The organism is Roseomonas marmotae, from assembly GCF_017654485.1.
Taxonomy (GTDB): domain Bacteria; phylum Pseudomonadota; class Alphaproteobacteria; order Acetobacterales; family Acetobacteraceae; genus Pseudoroseomonas; species Pseudoroseomonas marmotae.
Genome location: NZ_CP061091.1, coordinates 462,501 through 480,472, shown reverse-complemented (window position 1 = coordinate 480,472; position 17,972 = coordinate 462,501). Strand labels below are relative to the sequence as shown.

At 70.8% G+C, this 17,972-nt stretch carries 17 protein-coding genes (1 of these 17 only partly in view); 9 read left to right on the top strand and 8 right to left on the bottom strand.

Annotation, left to right across the window (positions count from 1 at the left end; translation table 11 throughout):
• The first annotated feature begins 85 nt into the window (after nt 1–85).
• Both IAI58_RS02290 and IAI58_RS02285 read left to right on the top strand, forming a co-directional pair.
• Nucleotides 86–682, top strand: coding sequence for a DUF4189 domain-containing protein (locus IAI58_RS02290; RefSeq protein ID WP_207447335.1), 597 nt, complete (start codon nt 86–88; stop codon nt 680–682).
• A gap of 255 nt (nt 683–937) precedes the next feature.
• The gene (locus IAI58_RS02285; RefSeq protein ID WP_207447336.1) at nt 938–1,999 is read left to right on the top strand and encodes a methyltransferase; all 1,062 of its coding nucleotides are present in this window, start codon (nt 938–940) and stop codon (nt 1,997–1,999) included.
• A 193-nt stretch (nt 2,000–2,192) separates the two neighbouring features.
• On the opposite strand, the gene IAI58_RS02280 is transcribed toward IAI58_RS02285, so the two are convergent.
• The 7 genes from IAI58_RS02280 to phnD form a co-directional block, all read right to left on the bottom strand.
• Nucleotides 2,193–3,074, bottom strand: coding sequence for an alpha/beta hydrolase (locus IAI58_RS02280; RefSeq protein ID WP_207447337.1), 882 nt, complete (start codon nt 3,072–3,074; stop codon nt 2,193–2,195).
• 229 nt (nt 3,075–3,303) lie between these two features.
• Nucleotides 3,304–4,005: an ABC transporter ATP-binding protein gene (locus IAI58_RS02275; RefSeq protein WP_207447339.1), complete on the bottom strand. Its 702-nt coding sequence runs from the start codon at nt 4,003–4,005 to the stop codon at nt 3,304–3,306.
• A complete protein-coding gene (locus IAI58_RS02270; RefSeq protein WP_207447341.1) occupies nt 4,005–4,763 on the bottom strand; it encodes an ABC transporter ATP-binding protein in 759 nt (252 codons plus the stop codon). The genes IAI58_RS02275 and IAI58_RS02270 overlap by 1 nt, the downstream gene beginning before the upstream one ends.
• A complete protein-coding gene (locus IAI58_RS02265) occupies nt 4,760–5,725 on the bottom strand; it encodes a branched-chain amino acid ABC transporter permease (RefSeq protein WP_207447343.1) in 966 nt (321 codons plus the stop codon). The genes IAI58_RS02270 and IAI58_RS02265 overlap by 4 nt, the downstream gene beginning before the upstream one ends.
• The gene (locus IAI58_RS02260) at nt 5,718–6,632 is read right to left on the bottom strand and encodes a branched-chain amino acid ABC transporter permease (protein WP_207447345.1); all 915 of its coding nucleotides are present in this window, start codon (nt 6,630–6,632) and stop codon (nt 5,718–5,720) included. Before IAI58_RS02260 ends, IAI58_RS02265 begins: the two co-directional genes overlap by 8 nt.
• A gap of 8 nt (nt 6,633–6,640) precedes the next feature.
• Entirely contained in the window at nt 6,641–7,837 is a 1,197-nt protein-coding gene (locus IAI58_RS02255) for an ABC transporter substrate-binding protein (protein WP_207447347.1), read from the bottom strand.
• A 306-nt stretch (nt 7,838–8,143) separates the two neighbouring features.
• On the bottom strand, nt 8,144–9,124 hold the full coding sequence (gene phnD / locus IAI58_RS02250) for a phosphate/phosphite/phosphonate ABC transporter substrate-binding protein (protein WP_207447348.1): 981 nt from the start codon (nt 9,122–9,124) through the stop codon (nt 8,144–8,146).
• Between the two features lie 286 nt (nt 9,125–9,410).
• On the opposite strand from phnD, the gene IAI58_RS02245 reads away from it, so the two are divergent.
• The 6 genes from IAI58_RS02245 (at nt 9,411) to rdgB (ending at nt 16,007) form a co-directional block, all read left to right on the top strand.
• A complete protein-coding gene (locus IAI58_RS02245; RefSeq protein WP_272877182.1) occupies nt 9,411–11,993 on the top strand; it encodes a penicillin-binding protein 1A in 2,583 nt (860 codons plus the stop codon).
• 254 nt (nt 11,994–12,247) lie between these two features.
• A complete protein-coding gene (prfB, locus tag IAI58_RS02240; RefSeq protein ID WP_207447349.1) occupies nt 12,248–13,378 on the top strand; it encodes a peptide chain release factor 2 in 1,131 nt (376 codons plus the stop codon).
• A gap of 12 nt (nt 13,379–13,390) precedes the next feature.
• Nucleotides 13,391–14,110 (top strand): uracil-DNA glycosylase, encoded by a 720-nt coding sequence (ung, locus tag IAI58_RS02235; protein ID WP_207447350.1) that lies wholly within the window; start codon nt 13,391–13,393, stop codon nt 14,108–14,110.
• A gap of 80 nt (nt 14,111–14,190) precedes the next feature.
• Nucleotides 14,191–14,607, top strand: coding sequence for a pyridoxamine 5'-phosphate oxidase family protein (locus IAI58_RS02230; protein WP_207447351.1), 417 nt, complete (start codon nt 14,191–14,193; stop codon nt 14,605–14,607).
• A 69-nt stretch (nt 14,608–14,676) separates the two neighbouring features.
• The gene (rph, locus tag IAI58_RS02225) at nt 14,677–15,393 is read left to right on the top strand and encodes a ribonuclease PH (RefSeq protein WP_207447352.1); all 717 of its coding nucleotides are present in this window, start codon (nt 14,677–14,679) and stop codon (nt 15,391–15,393) included.
• The gene (gene rdgB / locus IAI58_RS02220) at nt 15,390–16,007 is read left to right on the top strand and encodes an RdgB/HAM1 family non-canonical purine NTP pyrophosphatase (protein ID WP_207447353.1); all 618 of its coding nucleotides are present in this window, start codon (nt 15,390–15,392) and stop codon (nt 16,005–16,007) included. Before rph ends, rdgB begins: the two co-directional genes overlap by 4 nt.
• Nucleotides 16,008–16,234: 227 nt before the next feature.
• Here the strand turns inward: rdgB and rsmI are convergent, their stop codons facing one another.
• Nucleotides 16,235–17,203, bottom strand: a complete 969-nt coding sequence (gene rsmI / locus IAI58_RS02215; protein ID WP_207447354.1) for a 16S rRNA (cytidine(1402)-2'-O)-methyltransferase — start codon at nt 17,201–17,203, stop codon at nt 16,235–16,237.
• Nucleotides 17,204–17,352: 149 nt separating this feature from the next.
• Here rsmI and IAI58_RS02210 point away from each other — a divergent pair, with 149 nt between their 5' ends.
• A protein-coding gene (locus tag IAI58_RS02210; RefSeq protein ID WP_207447356.1) for a penicillin-binding protein activator crosses the window boundary here: on the top strand, nt 17,353–17,972 show its 5' portion. The gene runs 460 nt beyond the window's last position; only the first 620 of its 1,080 coding nucleotides appear in the window; its start codon is at nt 17,353–17,355; the stop codon falls past the right edge of the window.

The following is a 17,972-nucleotide window of genomic DNA, read 5'->3' as shown; positions in this document are numbered from 1 at the left end:
AACCGGCTGGCCGCGCCTGGCCATGCATGGCACCTCCATCAGCCAGGGCGGCCGGAAAGGACGGGGAATGCGCTGGGCAGGCTTGATGTCACTGGGTTTGTTTCTGCTGGCCTCGCCCCCGGCGGGCGCGGCGCCAGCGCCGCCGGACAGCCAGCACTGCCAGCGCCAGTGCGGTGCCGTGCTGCCCCGGCGCGCCGATCATCCTCGTGAGGTGCAAATCTGCCTGATGCGCTGCCAGGCGCTTGAGCAGTCCCAGGCCGTCACCCGGAAGCCGCAGCCGCGCAGGCCGCAGGCCAGCCAGCCCGCCGGAAAGCCGGAGGAGCCGGGCGGCGCAGGCCACGGCGCCATCTATCTGGCGCCCGCGCCCCTGCCGGATGCGGGGATGTCGGCAGGCATGGCCGACCGCAACCTCGCCCATGCCATGGCCGAGCAGCAGTGCATGGCGCGCCAGGGCGCTCCCTGCCGGCTGGCGCTGGAATTCAGTGACCGCTGCGGGGCGGTGGCGCAGGGGGTGGTATCGAAGGCCATGGTCCTGACCGCCGACCCCAGCACCTTCACCGTCATGGCGGCCACGGCCGGCGCCGGTGCCACCCGGGCGCAGGCGGAGCGATCCGCGCTCTCCGCCTGCCGCCAGCGGTTCCGGGGCACCTGCCGCATCGCCCGGAGCCTCTGCGCCGGCTGAAGCCCGCCCGCCGGAGCTGAAGCGGATCGGCGGACAGGCTGTGGCGCCTGACGCCATAGCCGCGCCCGATGGCACCGGCAGGGACTGATGACGGCGTGGCCTTCGCCTGATCAAAAATCCGGCCGGGGAGCTTTGCTCCGGCGTTCAGGATGGCTGTTTTCGAGCTACATTTGTAATACAAGTGATTTTATCCCTGGTTTGTGCAGGATGATTCGTGTTCCTGGAAAGTATTGTTGCTGAAAACAGGAATATTCGATGAGTGTGATAGAGGATGCGCCGCCTGCTGCCCGGATGGTGCAGATGATCACCGGCCACTGGGTGACGCAGATCATCCACGGCGCCGCGATGGCGGGATATGCCGAGCACCTGCATCGGGGGCCGGCGAGTGCGGAGGAACTCGCCAGGCTCGCCGGCATGAATCCCTCGGCCGTCTTCCGTCACCTGCGCGCCTGTGCCGGACTGGGCCTCGTGACCTTCGATGAAGGGAGGTTCACGGCGACGCCGCTGCTCGACACATTGCGGCGGGATCATCCCCAGTCCCTGCGCGGCTTCGCCATGTCGCAGGCCGCCCCGGGCCATTGGCTGCCCTGGGCGCGCTTCGGCGAGGCACTCCGCTCCGGCATCCCGCAGACGGTTCCGGCGCTGGGGGCGGAGATCTTCGAGTATTACCGGCACAATCCCCAGGAGGCGGATGCATTCACCGAGGCGATGGATGGCTTCTCGGCGGCCACAGCCTCCGAGGTGGCGCGCGTGCTGGATGCCAAAGGCGCCGGGCGCGTGGTGGATGTCGGTGGGGCCGGCGGTGCCTTGCTGGTCCCCTTCCTGGAGGCCAATCCGTCGCTGAAGGGGACGCTGTTCGATCTTCCGAACGTCCTCGAAGGCGAAGCCTTCAGCAATGTCCCGGAGCGGATCCGTGGCCGGATCGACAGGGTCGGCGGAGATTTCTTCGAGAGCGTTCCTCCCGCCGACCTGTATCTCCTGAAGTGGATTCTGCACGACTGGGACAACGAGCAATGCGTCACGATCCTGCGGAACTGCCGCAGGTCGATCACGCCCGGCGGTCGCATCGCGATCATAGAACTCGTGTTGGGCGAGATGGGCGAGGGCGGTCTCGCGCCGCTCATGGATATGAACATGCTGGTGATGCTGCCCGGCCGCGAGCGTTCGCTGGCCGAATATTCCGACCTCCTCGCAAGAGCCGGCTTCGGTGAGGTCGTGCTCACGCGCACCCAATCTCCGATGGCCGTCATCACCGCAGTCCCGAGCAGCCAGAGCATCTCGGAACGGTCCGTCTCATATCCTGCGGCAGTGAAGTAGCCGGCACATCCTCGTGGTGAGGCATCCGGCAGATCACGCCGGGCAGCGGGACACCGGACCGGACTGCCGCTGCCGGTTGGGATGATCCCGTCTCCACGGCCGAAACGACGCTCTGCCCATCCCCGCCGGCTTCCTCCCGACCCATGGCGGTGGACCGGATTCCGGTGGGGAATCCCTGCCCGACTCCATCAGGTCAGGCCATGCTCTGACCCCGTATGGCCGCCAGCACGGCGCGGCCGAGCGGCGTGGCGGTGCCGCAGAGCTGGAAGACGATGTCGAAATGGTTGGAGCCCGGAGGCGCCGGCACCAGCGTCACCGGGCAGCCGGCCCGCGCGTAGAAGCCGGCCTGGTCCCGCGTCTGCCGCTTGAACTCGGCGGTCTCCGTCTCCGCCACACTCAGCACCACCGGCATGCCCTGGCGCGGCGGCGGCAGGAGGGCCGGGGAATTGCGGGCCGCCGCCGCGGCGTCCAGCGTCATCCAGTCATTCACATGGCACAGCCGCAGCGGTTCCAGATCGAACAGCCCGGAGAGCAGCGTGGCGCCGGCCACGGGATGCGGGGGCAGGCCGAAGCCCGCTGGCCAGTCGCCCCCCGCCGCCAGCATCGCCGCCAGATGCCCGCCGGCTGAACTGCCGCCGACATGGATGCGCGCGGGGTCGCCGCCATGCGCGGCGATATTCCCATGCACCCAGGCCAGCGCGGCGCGGCATTGGCGCACGATCTCATCCAGCGTCGCGCCGGGCGCCAGGGCATAGTTCACCACGACCACGCAGATGCCCGCCGCCGTGAGGGCCGGCGCCATGAAGCCGGAATCGGCGGCATCCAGCAGGCGCCAGTAGCCGCCGTGGATATAGACGAAGACCGGCGCGGGCGATTCCGTGCCGGCGGCGGGGAAGACATCCAGCCGCTCAGGCTCCGTCGGGCCATAGGGGATGTCCAGCACGCAGGACAGGCAGCGGCGCGCGGCCTCGGTGCGGGCACGATACTCGGCCATGATGGGGGCGATATCAGGCACCGTGGCGCGGGCATTGTACTCGCGGTCCAGGGTGGCGCGATCCATGTCGCGATAGGTCATCGGTCCGTCCTGGTTGTGGCTGGCTGGGGCCAAGGGGGTGCTGCCCCCTTGGAGCCCCCACCGGGGTGGAAAGTCCACCCCGGACCCCGCTTCGAATTCCGTCTGGGCCTCAAGGCCCAGGCGAGGCGCTCACCGCCCGACCCTTCCACCAGCGCCAAACGGATGGCGGGGTCTGGGGTGACACTGTCACCCCGGCGGGGAGGCCTGGAGGGGCGGCGCCCCTCCAGCGTCACACCCCGATCCATCCCCGCACCCGTTCCGCGTCGCGCGCCAGATCGGCGCTGCTGCCGGACCAGACCGTGCGGCCCTTCTCCAGCACGTAGTGCCGGTCGGCCAGCCGTCCCAGCGCCGTCAGGTTCTTGTCGATCACCAGGATCGCCTGCCCGCGCTGCTTCAGGGCGGCGAGCGTCGCCCAGATCTCGGCGCGGATGACGGGGGCGAGGCCCTCGGTGGCTTCGTCCAGGATCAGCAGATGCGGGTTGGTCATCAGCGCGCGGCCGATCGCCAGCATCTGCTGCTCGCCGCCCGAGAGGGTGCGGGCGGACTGGGAGGCGCGTTCGCGCAGGCGCGGAAACAGCGCGTAGATCCGCTCCAGCGTCCAGGGCTCGGCATGGCCGGCGCGGTTGGCGGCGGTGGCGACCAGGTTCTCCCGCACGGAGAGGGTGGGGAAGACCTGCCGGCCTTCCGGCACCAGCCCGATGCCGCGCCGGGCGATGGCCTCGGGCGGCAGCCCGGCCAGCGGCGCGCCGCGGAAGGCGATGCCGCCGCCGCGCGGCGGGTTGAGCCCCATGATGGCGCGGACGGTGGTGGTCTTGCCCATGCCGTTGCGGCCGAGCAGCGTCACCACCTCCCCCGCCCCGACGCGCAGCCCGACATCGAAGAGCACCTGGCTATGGCCATAGCCGGCCTGGAGGGCGGAGACCTCCAGCATCAGACGCCCTCCTCCTCCGTCAGATAGGCGGCGCGCACCTCCGGGTCGCTGCGGATGGCCTCCGCCGTGCCGGTGGCGATGACCTTGCCGTAGACCAGGACGGAGATGCGGTCGGCCAGGGCGAAGACGGCTTCCATGTCGTGCTCGACCAGCAGGATGGCGGTCTGCCCCTTCAACCCGCGCAGGGTCTCCGTCATGGCGCGGGATTCAGCGGCGCCGAGACCGGCCATGGGCTCGTCCAGCAGCAGCAGGCGGGGGGAGGCGGCGAGCGCCAGCGCCAGTTCCACCTGCTTGCGCTCCCCGGCCGCGAGGTCGGCGGCGGGGATGGCGTGGCGGGCATCGGGCAATCCGGCGCGGCGCAGCAGGGCGCGGGCGGGGGCGCGCAGCGACGCATCGCGCGACGCGTCGCGCCAGAAGCGGAAGGAATGGCCCTGCGCCGCCTGCACGGCGAGCGCCGCATTGGCCTCGGCGCTTTCATCGTCCAGCAGCTGCACGATCTGGAAGCTGCGGGCGAGGCCGCGCCGCACCCGCCGCGCGGCGGAGAGGCGGGTGATGTCATGCCCGCCGAACAGGATGCGCCCGCCATCCGGGCGGATCTCGCCGGTGATCTGGCCGATGGCGGTAGACTTGCCGGCGCCGTTGGGGCCGATCAGCGCGTGCAGCTCACCGGGCATGACATCGAGGTTCAGCCCGTCCGTGGCGCACAGCCCGCCGAAGCGCTTCTCGAGATTCTCGACGCGCAGCAGCGGCGTGCTCATGCCGGCAGTATCCTGCGCAGCATCGCCATCAGCCCGCCGCGCGCGAAGAGCACGACCAGCAGCAGGATGGGGCCGAGGATGAACTGCCAGTGCTCGGTCAGCCCGGCCAGGATGTATTCCAGCCCGACCAGCGCGACCGCGCCCAGCACGGGCCCCAGCAGCGTGCCGAGCCCGCCCAGGATGACCATGATCATCAGCTCGCCCGACTGCGCCCAGTGCATCATGTCCGGGCTGACGAAGCGCATGGCATTGGCCATCAGCGCCCCCGCCAGCGCCGTGCCCATGCCGGAGAGGATGAAGGCGGTGAGCCGGTAGGGATAGACGGAGACGCCGAGGGCGGCCATGCGCCGCTCGCTCTGCCGCGCCCCCGCCAGCACCTGCCCGAAGCGGGAGCGGGTGACGCGCCGGAGCAGGGCCAGCCAGGCCACCAGCACGCCCAGGCAGAGCCAGTAGAGCTGACGGGCATCGCGCAGGTCCAGCCCCGGGAATTCCCCGCGCCGGCGGATGCTCAGCCCGTCATCCCCGCCATAGGCCTTCAGCGAGACGAAGAGGAAGAACAGCATCTGCGCGAAGGCGAGGGTGATCATGATGAACTGCACGCCGCGCGTGCGCAGCGAGAGCGCGCCGAAGATCCCCGCCGCCACGCCGCCCACCAGCATGGCCGCGCCCAGCGTGGCGGGCAGGCTGACGGTGCCGGGGATCAGCCCGAGGAAAGGCTCGCCCAGCGACCAGTGCGAATAGAGGATGCCGACGGCATAGCCGCCCAGGCCGAAATAGGCGGCATGGCCGAAGCTGACCAGCCCGCCATAGCCCAGCACGAGATTCAGCGCGGCGGCGGCGATGCCATAGACCGCCATGCGCGTGGCCAGGCTGATGGTGGCGGGGCTGCCGGCGGCTTCCGCCAGCCAGGGCAGGGCGATGGCCAGCACCAGCGCGAGGCCCGCGAGCAGGCGGTCACGCATGGGCGGGGAAGAGGCCGCGCGGGCGGATCAGCAGCACGATGGCCATCAGCAGGTAGATGCCCATCGAGGCGAGGCCGGCGGCCAGGGCATCGGCATCCGCGCCCTGCATGACGCCGCGCAGGGCGGTGGGCAGATAGGCGCGCAGCATCGTATCCACCACCCCCACCAGCAGCGCGCCCGCCACGGCGCCGCGCACCGAGCCCAGCCCGCCGATGACGATGACGACGAAGGTCTGGATCAGGATCTGCTCGCCCATGCCGACCTGCACGGAGAAGAGAGGCCCCGCCATCACCCCCGCCAGCCCCGCCAGCAGCGCGCCAAGGCCGAAGACCAGCGTGTAGAGCAGCCGGATATCCACGCCCAGCGCGCGCACCATCTCTCTATGTGTGGCGCCGGCGCGGACCAGCATGCCAACCCGCGTGCGCTGGAGCAGGAACCAGAGGCCGAGGCCCACCAGCAGGCCGACGCCGATGATGGCAATGCGATAGGCGGGGTAGGGCACGCCCGGGATGATCTCCACCGCGCCCTGTAGCAGTGGCGGGATATCCACGAAGAGCGGCTGCCGCCCGAAGAGCAGCACCATGCCCTGGTTGAAGAAGAGGATCAGCCCGAAGGTGGCGAGCACCTGGTCCAGGTGATCCCGCGCATAGAGCCGGCGCAGCACGACATATTCCATGACCATTCCGCAGAGCGCCGCCGCCGCCAGCCCGGCCAGCAGCGCCAGCAGGGCGGAGCCGGTCTGCGCCGCGGTGAAGGCCGCCGCGAAGGCGCCGACCATGTAGAGCGAGCCATGGGCGAGGTTGATCACGCCCATGATGCCGAAGACCAAAGTCAGGCCCGCCGCCAGCAGGAACAGCATGACCCCGAGCTGCACGCCATTGAGCAGCTGTTCCAACAGCAGCGCCATTCAGCGCCTCAGAGCTTGCACTGCGCCGAATAGGCGTCGCCGTAATTCTCCAGCACCTTGCCCGGCTGGGTGACGAGGGTCAGCCGGCCGTCCGAGCCCTTCTGCACCTTCAGCATGTACCAGTCGCAGACCGGGTGCTGGTTGGGGCCGAAGGCGAACTTCCCGCGCGGGGATTCGAACTTCGCGGGCATCATCGCGCGCCGGAAGGCTTCCGTATCGTCCACCTGCCCCCTGGTGCCGCGCAGCGCCGCGCCGATGGCCAGCGCGGTGTCGTAGCCCTGCTCGGCGTAATAGGTGGGCATGCGGTTGTATTTGGCCTGGAAGGCGGCCAGGAAACCCTTGTTGGCGGCGTTGTCGAAATCCGAATTCCAATGCGCGGTCACGGTGATGCCCAGCGCCGCCTCGCCCACCGCCGTCATGGTGTTGTAGTCCATCGAGGGTGAGGAGAGCACCATCGGGATATTGGCCGAGAGCCCGGCCTGCACATACTGCTTCAGGAAGGCGATGCCGAGCCCGCCCGGATGGAACTGGTAGACCGCATCCGGCTGCGCCGCGCGGATCTGCGCCATCTCGGCCGCGTAGTCGGTCTGGTCGAGGCGCGTATAGACCTCGCCCGCCACCGGCAGGCCATACTTCCGCTTGAAGCCGTTGATGGCATCCTTGCCCGCCTGGTAGTTGGGGGCCAGCACGAAGACCTTCTTGTAGCCGAGGTTGCGCGCGGCCTGGCCGGCGGCCTCGTGCAGGCTGTCATTCTGCCAGGCGACGGACCAGAAGTTGCGGTGGCATTCCCGCCCGGCGAGGTTGGAGGGCGAGGCATTGGGGCTGACATAGATGCCGCCCGCATCCAGCACATCCGGCGCCACGGCGCCGAGGACGTTGGAGAAGACGATGCCGGTCAGCAGCCTGATCTTCTCGTTCTGCATGAAGCGCTCGGCGATCTGCTTGCCCTGGCCGGGCTTCAGCGCATCGTCCTCCACCAGCAACTGCACCGGCGTGCCGCCGAGCTTGCCGCCATCGGTCTCCATCGCCAGCGCGAAGCCGTCGCGGATGTCCTGGCCCAGATAGCCGCCGGGGCCGGAGAGGCTGGTGATCATGCCGATCTTCAGCGGGGCGCCCTGGGCGATGGCCGGGCGGGCCAGCCAGCCGGTGGCGGGGGCGGCGGTCAGCGCCGCGGCGGCCCCCAGCAGGTTACGCCTGTCGATCATGTCTCAACTCCCCGTACCAGGAATCACATCCGGTTCATCCCGGCGGCGAAGGTGGCCTGACCATGCTTCCGGGGCAATGGGTTTAGAGGCGGGCGCGGCCCTGGCGGGGTGCCGCGGGCGGATGCGCGCCGTTTCATCGCCGTGGAACCGCGCGCAGAGCGGTGGCGGCCTGAACCCGGCGGGGCCGGGGCTCCCGGACCCCGCCGGGCGCTTTCTGTCATCGTCGTGAAAAGCCGGGCGTGGCCTGGGGTGGCCCCGCAGCCATGGCGGGCAGGCCTGGAGGGGCGGTGCCCCCCTCCGGCTCCCTCAGTCCCGGCGGCGGCGCTGCTGCGCCTCGGCCTGCCGCATCTCGACGAAGACGGCGTAGTCCTTGTGGCTGGTGCGGGCCCAGCCAACGGCGCTGCCGCGTTCCACCGCCCTGTGGATGTCCGGGTGCACCTTGGGCAGGGCCAGGTGGAAGGCGATCATGTCCTCCTTGAACTCCGCCGGCACGTCGGCACGCACCACGATGGGCCCGTTCTGGATGGGGCGGGAGGTCCAGATGACCCGCAGGTCCTTCGCCTCCAGCATGCCCTTCTCCACCGCCGCGCGCAGCGTGCCGCGGGTATAGGGGAACTCGCCCTGGCCGGAGACCCAGGTGACGCCGGCGTCGTACTGCTTCTGCAGCACCGCCACCAGCGCCTGGTCGTGCCCCCCGCCGAAGCCGGCGCGGGAGAAGAACTGCCCGGGCTCCGGGCTGATGCCGGCGGCCCGCAGCTCCGCGCGCGGGATCAGGTAGCCCGAGGCGCTGTTCGGGTCCGACCAGGCGATGGAACGGCCCCGCATCTGCTCCAGGCTGGAGATGCCGGAATCGGCGCGGACATACATCACCGCCACATAGGCGGTGGAGCCGTCCTGCTCCTGCGTCACCAGGATGGGCTCTACGCCGCCATTGGTGTCCATCCAGACGCCGGCATAGGCGGCGGGGGCCATGCTCGCCATCTCGATCTGCCGGGCGGCGAAGGCCTGCTGCACCCCGCCATAGTCGCTGGCGAAATAGAGCCGTGTGGGCACCTGGAAAGTCTCTTCCAGCAGCCTGGCATAGTCGCCGTAGCGGCCCAGGCGGTCGCTCTCCGACTCCCCGCCCAGCACGCCGATCCGCAGGCCGGGCACCTGGGCCGCCCAGGGGCGCTTGCCCGGGGCGGGCATGGCTGGCTGCTGCGCCCGGGCCTGCCGGAAGGCCATGCCCGGGGAAGCGCCCAGTCCGGCGGCGAGGCCCGTCAGGGCCAGCAGATGGCGGCGGTGCATGCGGTCGATTCTCCGGGAGAGGCTGGTCGGGACAATGTGTCATTCTTCCCCCGTGCTTTTCCAGCCTCCGCGGCGTGTCCCGCCCTCCCTCCGCAAGGATGCGCCCCGCGCCTCCGGCAATGCTGTGCCCCGGGCCTGCGGGCGGGGTGTGTCCCGCGCCTGCGGCGCATGCGACCAAACGAAACGGTGCTTCGCGCCCGGTGGGGCACGGGTGTAAGGGGAACGCGCCATGGCACCCAATGACCTCCGCGCCGACCGCCCTCTGGTTGGGGATCGCCCCCGCACAGTGTCCACCACACCCCAACGCCCCGCCTCCGGCGGCACGCCGCCGGGCGGAAGGCCGCCCCGCGCGCCAAGGGCCGGCGGGCCGGGCGGCGGCGGCTTCGGGCGCTGGACGCGCCGGCTGGTGGGGTGGGGCTTCTCCCTGGTGCTGGCGCTGGCGGTGGTGGCGGGCATCGGCCTCTATGGCCTCTACCGCCAGGGCATCGGCGACCTGCCGGACCATGCCTGGCTGGCCGATTACCAGCCGCCGCAGATGAGCCGCGTCTTCGCCGCCGACAGCCAGCTGATGGCGGAGATGGCGCTGGAGCGCCGCGTCTTCCTGCCGATCGACGCCATTCCGCGCCGGGTGCAGGAAGCCTTCATCGCCGCCGAGGACCAGCGTTTCTGGGACCACCATGGCGTGGACCCCGTCGGCCTGGCGCGCGCCGTGATGACCAACCTGGAGGCCATGGGCAGCGGCCGCCGGGCGGTGGGCGCCTCCACCATCACCCAGCAGGTCGCCAAGAACATGCTGGTGGGCAATGACCGCACCCTCATGCGGAAGGTGCGGGAGGCGATCCTGGCCTTCCGGCTGGAAAGCGCCATGTCCAAGCAGCGCATCCTGGAGATCTACCTGAACGAGATCTTCCTGGGGCAGCAGGCTTATGGCGTGGCCTCGGCCGCCATGAACTACTTCAACAAGGGCCTGGACGAGCTGACCCTGAGCGAGACGGCCTTCCTGGCCGCGCTGCCCAAGGCCCCCAACAACCTGAACCCTTACCGCTACCCCGAGGCCGCGCGCGCCCGCCGCGACTATGTGCTGGACCGCATGGTGGATGACGGCGCGATCACGGCGGCCGAGGCCGAGGCGGCGAAGCAGGAGCCGATCGTCGCCCGGGGCCGCGCCCGCCCGGATACCGTGCCCGTCGGCCAGTATTTCACCGAGGAGGTGCGGCGTGAGCTGGTGGCCCGGTTCGGCCAGGACCAGACCACCATGGGCGGGCTGGTGGTGCGCACCAGTATGGAGCCGCAGCTGCAGGCCGCGACCGAGCAGGCGCTGCGCGAGGGGCTGATGGGCTATGACCGCCGCCGCGGCGGCTGGCGTGGCCCGGTGGCCAGGATCTCCGCCCGGCCCACGGAATGGATGCCGGAGCTGGAGGCCGCCGTCCGCCCGGCCGGCGCCCTGCCCGGCTGGAAGCTGGCGGTGGCGCTGGAGGTGGAGGCGCGCAGCGCAAAGCTGGCCTGGCTGGAAAAGCCCGCCGACGGCGGCCCCGCCCAGCCGCGCCAGGGCACGCTGAATTTCGAGGAGGTCTCCGGCTGGGCCCGCCCCGTCTCGGCCCAGGGGCGCCTCGGCGCCGCGCCGCGGCGGATGCAGGATGTGCTCAGCGCCGGCGACGTGGTGCTGGTGGAGCCGCTGCCCGCCCGCGCGGCCGAGGGCCGCAACGCGGCGCGGGCGGAGCGGCTGGCGCTGCGGCAGATCCCGCTGGTGCAGGGCGCCGTGGTGGCGCTGGACCCGCAGACCGGCCGCGTGCTGGCCATGACCGGCGGCTTTAACTTCGAGCAGAGCTGGTTCAACCGCGCCACCCAGGCGATGCGCCAGCCCGGCTCCTCCTTCAAGCCCTTCGTCTATCTGCCGGCGCTGGAGATGGGCATCCCGCCCAACCAGAAGCTGCTGGACGCGCCGATCGAGATCATGACGCCGCAGGGCCTCTGGCGCCCCGGCAACTACAGCCGCAACACCAATGGCTGGGTGACGATGCGCACGGCGCTGGAGAAGTCGCTCAACCTCGTCACCATCCGGCTGGCGCAGGAGATCGGCATCGACAAGGTGGCCGATACCGCCGCGCGCTTCGGCGTCATCCCGAACATGCCGAAGGTGCTGTCCATGTCGCTGGGCGCGGGGGAGACGACCGTGCTGCGGATGGCCGCGGGCTACGCCTCCTTCGTCGCCGGCGGCAAGCAGGTGACGCCGACGCTGATCGATACGGTGCAGGACCGTTTCGGCCGCCTGGTCTGGCGCGCCGACAACCGCCACTGCGATGGCTGCGGCAACCCGCCCACGGCCGAGCCGCCGACCCTGGTGGACGACCGCAAGCAGGTGACGGACCCGATCTCGGCCTATCAGATGGTCGCGCTGCTGCAAGGCGTGGTGCAGCGCGGCACCGGCCGCGCCGCCGGCGCCGGGCTGGACCGCCCGATCGGCGGCAAGAGCGGCACCACCAACGATTACATGGACAACTGGTTCGTCGGCTTCACGCCCGATATCGTGGTGGCCGTCTGGGTCGGCTTCGACGAGCCGCGCTCCCTGGGCGATGGCGAGACGGGCGGCGGCAACGCGGCCCCCATCGTGCATGACGTGCTGGAGGCGGCGCTGAAGAACAGCCCGCCCGTGCCCTTCCGCGCCCCGCCGGGCATCGCCCTGGTGCGCGTGCAGGCCAGCAACGGCGACACCATCCTGGAGCCCTTCCGGCCCGGCACCGAGCATGCCGCCCGCGCCCCGATCGGCGGTGGCGGCGGCGGCGGGGGTGGCGGGGGCGGCGGGTATGGCGACGACGGCATGTCCAATTCGGCGGCCGGCGCGGATTCCTCGCTGGGCGGGCTCTACTGACGGGGCGGGGGGCGCCCCTCCGGCCCCTTGGCCTCCCCCCGGGACCATGCCCCGGCCATGCTCCGCCGCCCCGGCATGGCACCAACTGCCGGTGCATCCCATCTGAGTGGGGAAGGCCAGGGGATGGGTCCACCCGCCACAAGCCCCGGCCGGTGGCGGGGCTGGGGTGACACCGCCGCTCCGGCGGGGGTAGGGGACGGAGCTTTCCCCTGCCTCTTCCAAGGCCGGCCCCAGTTGCTGTAGGAACCCGCCCCATGCGCGCAGATGCCGAGGCCCTGAACGGGCAGATCCAGGATTCCATCGCCCTGCTGCGGCGCCACCTCGACTGGGATGTGGCGCTGCGGCGGTTGGATGAGGTGAACGCGCGCGCCGAGGACCCCACGCTGTGGGACAAGCCCGACCTGGCGCAGGAAGTGATGCGCGAGCGTGGCCGGCTGGCCGACCAGATCGAGGGCGTCCAGAAGCTGGAGCAGAATGTCCGCGACGCGCTGGAACTGGTCGAGATGGCGGAGGCCGAGGGCGATGAGGCCACGGCCAATGCCGCCGTGGCCGACCTGAAGGAATTCGCCGCCGAGGCCAAGCGCCGGGAGATCGAGAGCCTGCTCTCGGGCGAGGCCGATATGCGCGACGCCTTCCTGGAAGTGAATGCCGGCGCCGGCGGCACCGAGGCCCAGGACTGGGCCCAGATGCTGCTGCGCATGTACACCCGCTGGGCCGAGAAGCGCGGCTACAAGGTGCAGCTGACCGAAGAATCCGAGGGTGAGCAGGCCGGCATCAAGTCGGCCACCATCCAGGTCTCCGGCCCCAATGCCTTCGGCTGGCTGAAGACGGAAAGCGGCGTGCACCGGCTGGTGCGCATCTCTCCCTTCGACGCCGCCGCCCGGCGCCAGACGAGCTTCGCCAGCGTCTATGTCTTCCCGGTGATCGACGACAAGATCGAGATCGAGATCAACCCGGCGGACATCAAGACCGATACCTTCCGCGCCTCGGGCGCCGGCGGCCAGCACGTGAACAAGACGGAATCGGGCGTGCGCTTCACGCATATCCCCACCGGCATCGTCGCGGCCTCCACCCAGGACCGCTCGCAGCACCGCAACCGCGTCATCGCCATGGATATGCTGAAGGCGCGCCTCTATGAGCTGGAGCTGCGCAAGCGGGAGGAAGTGACCGCGGGCATCGAGGCCGGCAAGACCGATATCGGCTGGGGCCACCAGATCCGTTCCTACGTGCTGGCGCCCTACCAGCTGGTGAAGGACCTCCGCACCAACGTGGAGAAGGGCAACCCGGACGCGGTGCTGGACGGCGAGCTGGACGACTTCATGGCCGCCGCCCTGGCCAGCCGCGTCGGCACCACGCGTTCCGAGGCCAGCGCCAACGCGCGCTGAGGCGCTCCGCGCATGACGCATCCGGCCTGGGGCACGGCCCTCGCCGCCCTGCCGCCCTGCTGGCGGGAGGCGATCGGCGACGAGTTCGGCGCGCCCTACATGGATGCCCTGGCGGATTTCCTCCTGGCGGAGCGGGAGGCGGGTAAGACCCTGTTCCCGCCCGAGCCGCTGGTCTTCGCCGCGCTGCTGCGCACGCCGCTGCAACAAGTGAAGGCGGTGATCCTGGGCCAGGACCCCTATCACCAGCCCGGCCAGGCCATGGGCCTGTCCTTCTCCGTGCCGAAGGGGGTGCGTATCCCGCCCTCCCTCCGCAACATCCACAAGGAACTCGCGGGTGATTGCGGCATCCCGGCGCCGGACCATGGCTGCCTGACCCACTGGGCGGATGGGGGCGTGCTGCTGCTCAACACCGCCCTGACCGTGGAACAGGGCAAGGCGGGCAGCCACGCCAGGGCGGGCTGGCACATCTTCACGGACCGGGTCATCCAGGCCGTCAATGCGCGACCCGGCCCCGTGGCCTTCCTGCTCTGGGGTGGGCATGCCCGGAAGAAGGCGCCGATGCTGGATACCGGCCGGCACCTGGTGCTGGAATCCGACCATCCCTCGCCCCTGGCGGCGGCCCGCGCGGCGACGAGCCCGTGTCCCTTCGCCGGTTCCCGCCCCTTTAGCCGGACGAATGACTTCCTGCGCAGCCATGGCCGGAACGGCCTGATCGACTGGCGCCTGCCCTGACGGCCTGCCGCTGGCGCGGCAGATAAACCCTGCTCCCGCGCCTGACGTTGCAACAGCACGCCATCATCGGGAGCCGCCCCATGCCGAAGCTGAATTTATCCGATCTTTCGGAGAGGATGCGCCGCATCGACATCGCCATGCTCTCCACCCATGCGGAGGATGGCTCCATCGCCAGCCGGCCGATGAGCAACAATGGCGATGTCGAGTATGACGGCCACTCCTACTACTTCACCTGGGACCAGTCCCACACGGTGGGCGAGATCCGGCGCAACCCGAAGGTCTCCCTGACCTTCCAGGGCGACAAGGCCTTCGCCGTGGCGGTGGAGGGAATGGCCGAGATCATCCAGGACAAGGAGGCGTTCCGCGCCCATTGGACGCCCGACCTCGACCGCTGGTTCGCCCAGGGCATCGACACCCCGGGCGTGGTGATGATCAAGGTCAATGCCAGCCGCCTTCATTACTGGAACGGCGAGGAGTCCGGCGAGATCATGCCCTGAGCACCGTTTGACAGCGGCGGCGCCAGGGAGGCATTCCTCCGCCCTTCACGGCCAGATACTGGAACTGCCATGCGTCCCTCGGGCCGCGCCGCCGATGCGCTGCGCACTGTCATCCTGGAACCCGGCGCCGCCCGCCATGCCGAGGGCTCCTGCCGAATCCGCATGGGACTGACGGAAGTGCTCTGCACCGCCAGCGTCGAGGGCCGCGTCCCCGGCTTCCTGCGCGGCAAGGGAGAGGGCTGGGTCACGGCCGAATACGGCATGCTGCCCCGCGCCACCCACAAGCGGGGCGAGCGCGAGGCCGCCAAGGGCCGGCAATCCGGCCGCACCCAGGAAATCCAGCGCCTGATCGGCCGCAGCCTGCGCGCCGTGGTGGACCGCAAGGCCATGGGCGAGATGACCATCACGCTCGATTGCGACGTGCTGACCGCCGATGGCGGCACCCGCTGCGCCGCCATCACCGGCGCCTGGGTGGCGCTGCACCTGGCCTTCGAGCATTGCATCAGCAAGCGCGTGCTGGCCCGCAACCCCATCACCGGCCAGGTCGCCGCCATCTCCTGCGGGCTGTGGGAGGATGAGCCGGTGCTGGACCTGGACTATGCCGAGGACAGCGCCGCCCAGGCCGATGCCAATTTCGTCCTGACCGGCACCGGCGGCATCGTCGAGATCCAGGGCACGGCTGAGGGCGCACCCTTTTCCGAGACACAGTTGCTGGGCCTGATGGCCCTGGCGAAGAAAGGCACGGCGGAACTCTTCGCTGCGCAACGGGGAGCCATTGGCGCATGAGCACGCATCGCAAGCTGACCGAGGAAACCGTCGTCCTGGCCAGCCACAATGCCGGCAAGGTGCGGGAGAACGCCGCCCTGCTGGCCGAATACGGCGTGACCATCGTCAGCGCCGGCGACCTGGGCCTGCCGGTGCCGGAGGAGACGGAAACCACCTTCCTCGGCAATGCCAGGCTGAAGGCGTTGGCCGCCGCCCGCGCCTCCGGCATGGTGGCCCTGGCCGATGACAGCGGCTTCTCTGTCGCGGCGCTGGACGGCGCCCCCGGCGTCCATACCGCCGATTGGGCCGAGCAATCCGATGGCAGCCGCGATTATGCCACCGCCATGGCCAAGGTGGAGAAGCTGGCCCGCCATAGCGCCGACCGCAGCGCCTGGTTTACCTGCGCCCTGGTGCTGGCCTGGCCCGATGGCCATACGGAAGGCTTCGAGGGCCGCTGCCCCGGCACCTGGGTCTGGCCGCCGCGCGGCGAGGCTGGCTTCGGCTACGACCCGATGTTCCAGCCGGAAGGGATGACGCAGACCTTCGCGGAAATGGACCCGGCGGAGAAACACCGTATCAGCCACCGGGCACGGGCCTTCGCGATGCTGGCGGAAGGCTGTCTCGTCAAGCGGTGAGGGCAGGCCAGGGGCGCTGCCCCAGGACCCCGCCGGGGTGGAAACTCCACCCCGGACCCCGCTTCGAGTTTAAGATCAAGGGCCACATGGGCTGAGGCCGCAGTCGCCGGAGGTCGATGACCTCCGGCGGGACCGGCCTGCCACCAAACTGATGGCGGGGTCCGGGGTGACACGGTCACCCCGGCGGGGAAGTCCAGAAGGGGCGGCGCCCCTTCTGGCCCGGCCCGTTATCCTTGTTCTTCCCGCAGTTCCAGCGCCCGTGCATAGACCTGCTTGCGCGGCAGCCCGGTCGCCGCCGCCACCAGGGCTGCCGCGTCCCGCAGGCTTTCCCCGGTGGCGAGCGCTGCGCGCAGGCGGGTGTCCAGCTCGTCCTCGCCGGCGGTGGCGTCTTCCTCCGGCGGGCCCACCACCAGGGCGATCTCGCCGCGCGGCGCGTGCTCGGCATAGTAAGCGGCCAGTTCCGGCAGCGGGCCGCGCCGCACTTCCTCGAAGCGCTTGGTCAGTTCCCGTGTCACGGCGGCGGGGCGGGGGCCGAGGGCCTCGGCCAGGGCGGCGAGCGTCTCCGCCAGCCGGTGCGGAGCCTCATAGAAGACCAGCGTGGCGGAAAGCCCGGCGCGTTCGGCCGCGCGCAGCTTGGCGAGCTCTGCCGCGCGGGCGGCGGCGCGGGAGGGCAGGAAGCCCAGGAACAGGAAGGGATGAGGCGGCAGGCCGGAGAGGGTCAGCGCCATCACCGCCGCATTGGGGCCGGGGATGGCGGAGATCTCCACCCCCGCGGCGATGGCGGCGCGCACCAGGCGGTAGCCCGGGTCGCTCATCAGCGGCGTGCCTGCATCCGAAACCAGAGCAAGGCGTTTGCCTTCCGCCATCCGCGCCAGCAGGCGGGGGGTGGCCTGGTCCTCATTGTGGTCGTGCAGCGGCGTCAGTGGCGCCGAAATACCGTGCCTTGCCAGCAGGGGCGCGGTAACCCTGGTGTCCTCGCACAGGATCGCGTCCGCCTCCCGCAGGGTGGCGACGGCGCGGGGCGAGAGATCGCCGAGGTTGCCGATCGGCGTCGAGACCAGGATAAGTCCGGGCCGGCTGCGGCCGGGCGGGTCATTCAGGCCGCGACTGTTCCCAGCGGGGGCGTCCGGTGGAAGGGAGGTTGGCGTTGCGCTTCCAGTGGTCGGTTGGTCCTGCAGAGGTTCGTCCTGCGGCATGTCGTGATACTCCCTCGGGCAGCCTGGGACGCACACGCCGGCTGACGCTGGCCCTCGGTGCCCTTGTGGCGCTGGCGGGCTGTGCGCAGCAAGCCCCGGGAGCCTGGGTGGGAAGCGGGCCAGCACCGCTTACGTCGCAGGGCATGACGATGCCGCCGCAGCCGCAGCGCAGCCAGGTGGCGCTGCTGCTGCCGCTGACCGGCAGCAACGCCGCCCTGGGCCAGGCCATGCTGAACGCGACGCAGCTCGCGCTGTTCGAGCAGGGGGCGCCCGGATTCGAATTCGTCCCGCGCGATACCGCCAGCACGGCGGTGGGCGCGGCGGAGGCGGCGCGCGCCGCCATCGCCTCCGGTGCCAAGGTGCTGGTGGGGCCGCTGACGGCGGGCGAGACCTCAGCCGCCGCCGTGCCGGCACGCGCGGCGGGGGTGCCGATGCTGCCCTTCACCAATGATTCCAACCAGGCCGGGGCGCAGGTCTGGCCGCTGGGCATCACGCCACGCCAGCAGATGCGCCGGCTGGTCTCCGGGGCACATGCCCAGGGAGCGCAGCGCTTCGCCCTGGCCGCGCCCTCCGGCGCCTTCGGGCAGCAACTGGCGGCGGGGCTGCGCTCGGCCGCCTCCGATCTCGGCCTGCCGCCCCCGGTCATCGTGACCTATCCGGCCGCCGCCGCGCCTGGCATGGCGGCGCGCGACGTGGCGCGGAGGCTGCAGCCCTCCGAGGCCGCGGCCGACCCGGATGCGCCTGTCGGCGAGGCGGTCGCCGATGTGCT

Coding starts and splice junctions, on each gene's coding strand:
- IAI58_RS02290 (WP_207447335.1), top strand. CDS start 86: ATGTCACTGGGTTTGTTTCTGCTGGCCTCGCCCCCGGCGGGCGCGGCG.
- IAI58_RS02285 (WP_207447336.1), top strand. CDS start 938: ATGAGTGTGATAGAGGATGCGCCGCCTGCTGCCCGGATGGTGCAGATG.
- IAI58_RS02280 (WP_207447337.1), bottom strand. CDS start 3,074: ATGACCTATCGCGACATGGATCGCGCCACCCTGGACCGCGAGTACAAT.
- IAI58_RS02275 (WP_207447339.1), bottom strand. CDS start 4,005: ATGCTGGAGGTCTCCGCCCTCCAGGCCGGCTATGGCCATAGCCAGGTG.
- IAI58_RS02270 (WP_207447341.1), bottom strand. CDS start 4,763: ATGAGCACGCCGCTGCTGCGCGTCGAGAATCTCGAGAAGCGCTTCGGC.
- IAI58_RS02265 (WP_207447343.1), bottom strand. CDS start 5,725: ATGCGTGACCGCCTGCTCGCGGGCCTCGCGCTGGTGCTGGCCATCGCC.
- IAI58_RS02260 (WP_207447345.1), bottom strand. CDS start 6,632: ATGGCGCTGCTGTTGGAACAGCTGCTCAATGGCGTGCAGCTCGGGGTC.
- IAI58_RS02255 (WP_207447347.1), bottom strand. CDS start 7,837: ATGATCGACAGGCGTAACCTGCTGGGGGCCGCCGCGGCGCTGACCGCC.
- phnD (WP_207447348.1), bottom strand. CDS start 9,124: ATGCACCGCCGCCATCTGCTGGCCCTGACGGGCCTCGCCGCCGGACTG.
- prfB (WP_207447349.1), top strand. CDS start 12,248: ATGCGCGCAGATGCCGAGGCCCTGAACGGGCAGATCCAGGATTCCATC.
- ung (WP_207447350.1), top strand. CDS start 13,391: ATGACGCATCCGGCCTGGGGCACGGCCCTCGCCGCCCTGCCGCCCTGC.
- IAI58_RS02230 (WP_207447351.1), top strand. CDS start 14,191: ATGCCGAAGCTGAATTTATCCGATCTTTCGGAGAGGATGCGCCGCATC.
- rph (WP_207447352.1), top strand. CDS start 14,677: ATGCGTCCCTCGGGCCGCGCCGCCGATGCGCTGCGCACTGTCATCCTG.
- rdgB (WP_207447353.1), top strand. CDS start 15,390: ATGAGCACGCATCGCAAGCTGACCGAGGAAACCGTCGTCCTGGCCAGC.
- rsmI (WP_207447354.1), bottom strand. CDS start 17,203: ATGCCGCAGGACGAACCTCTGCAGGACCAACCGACCACTGGAAGCGCA.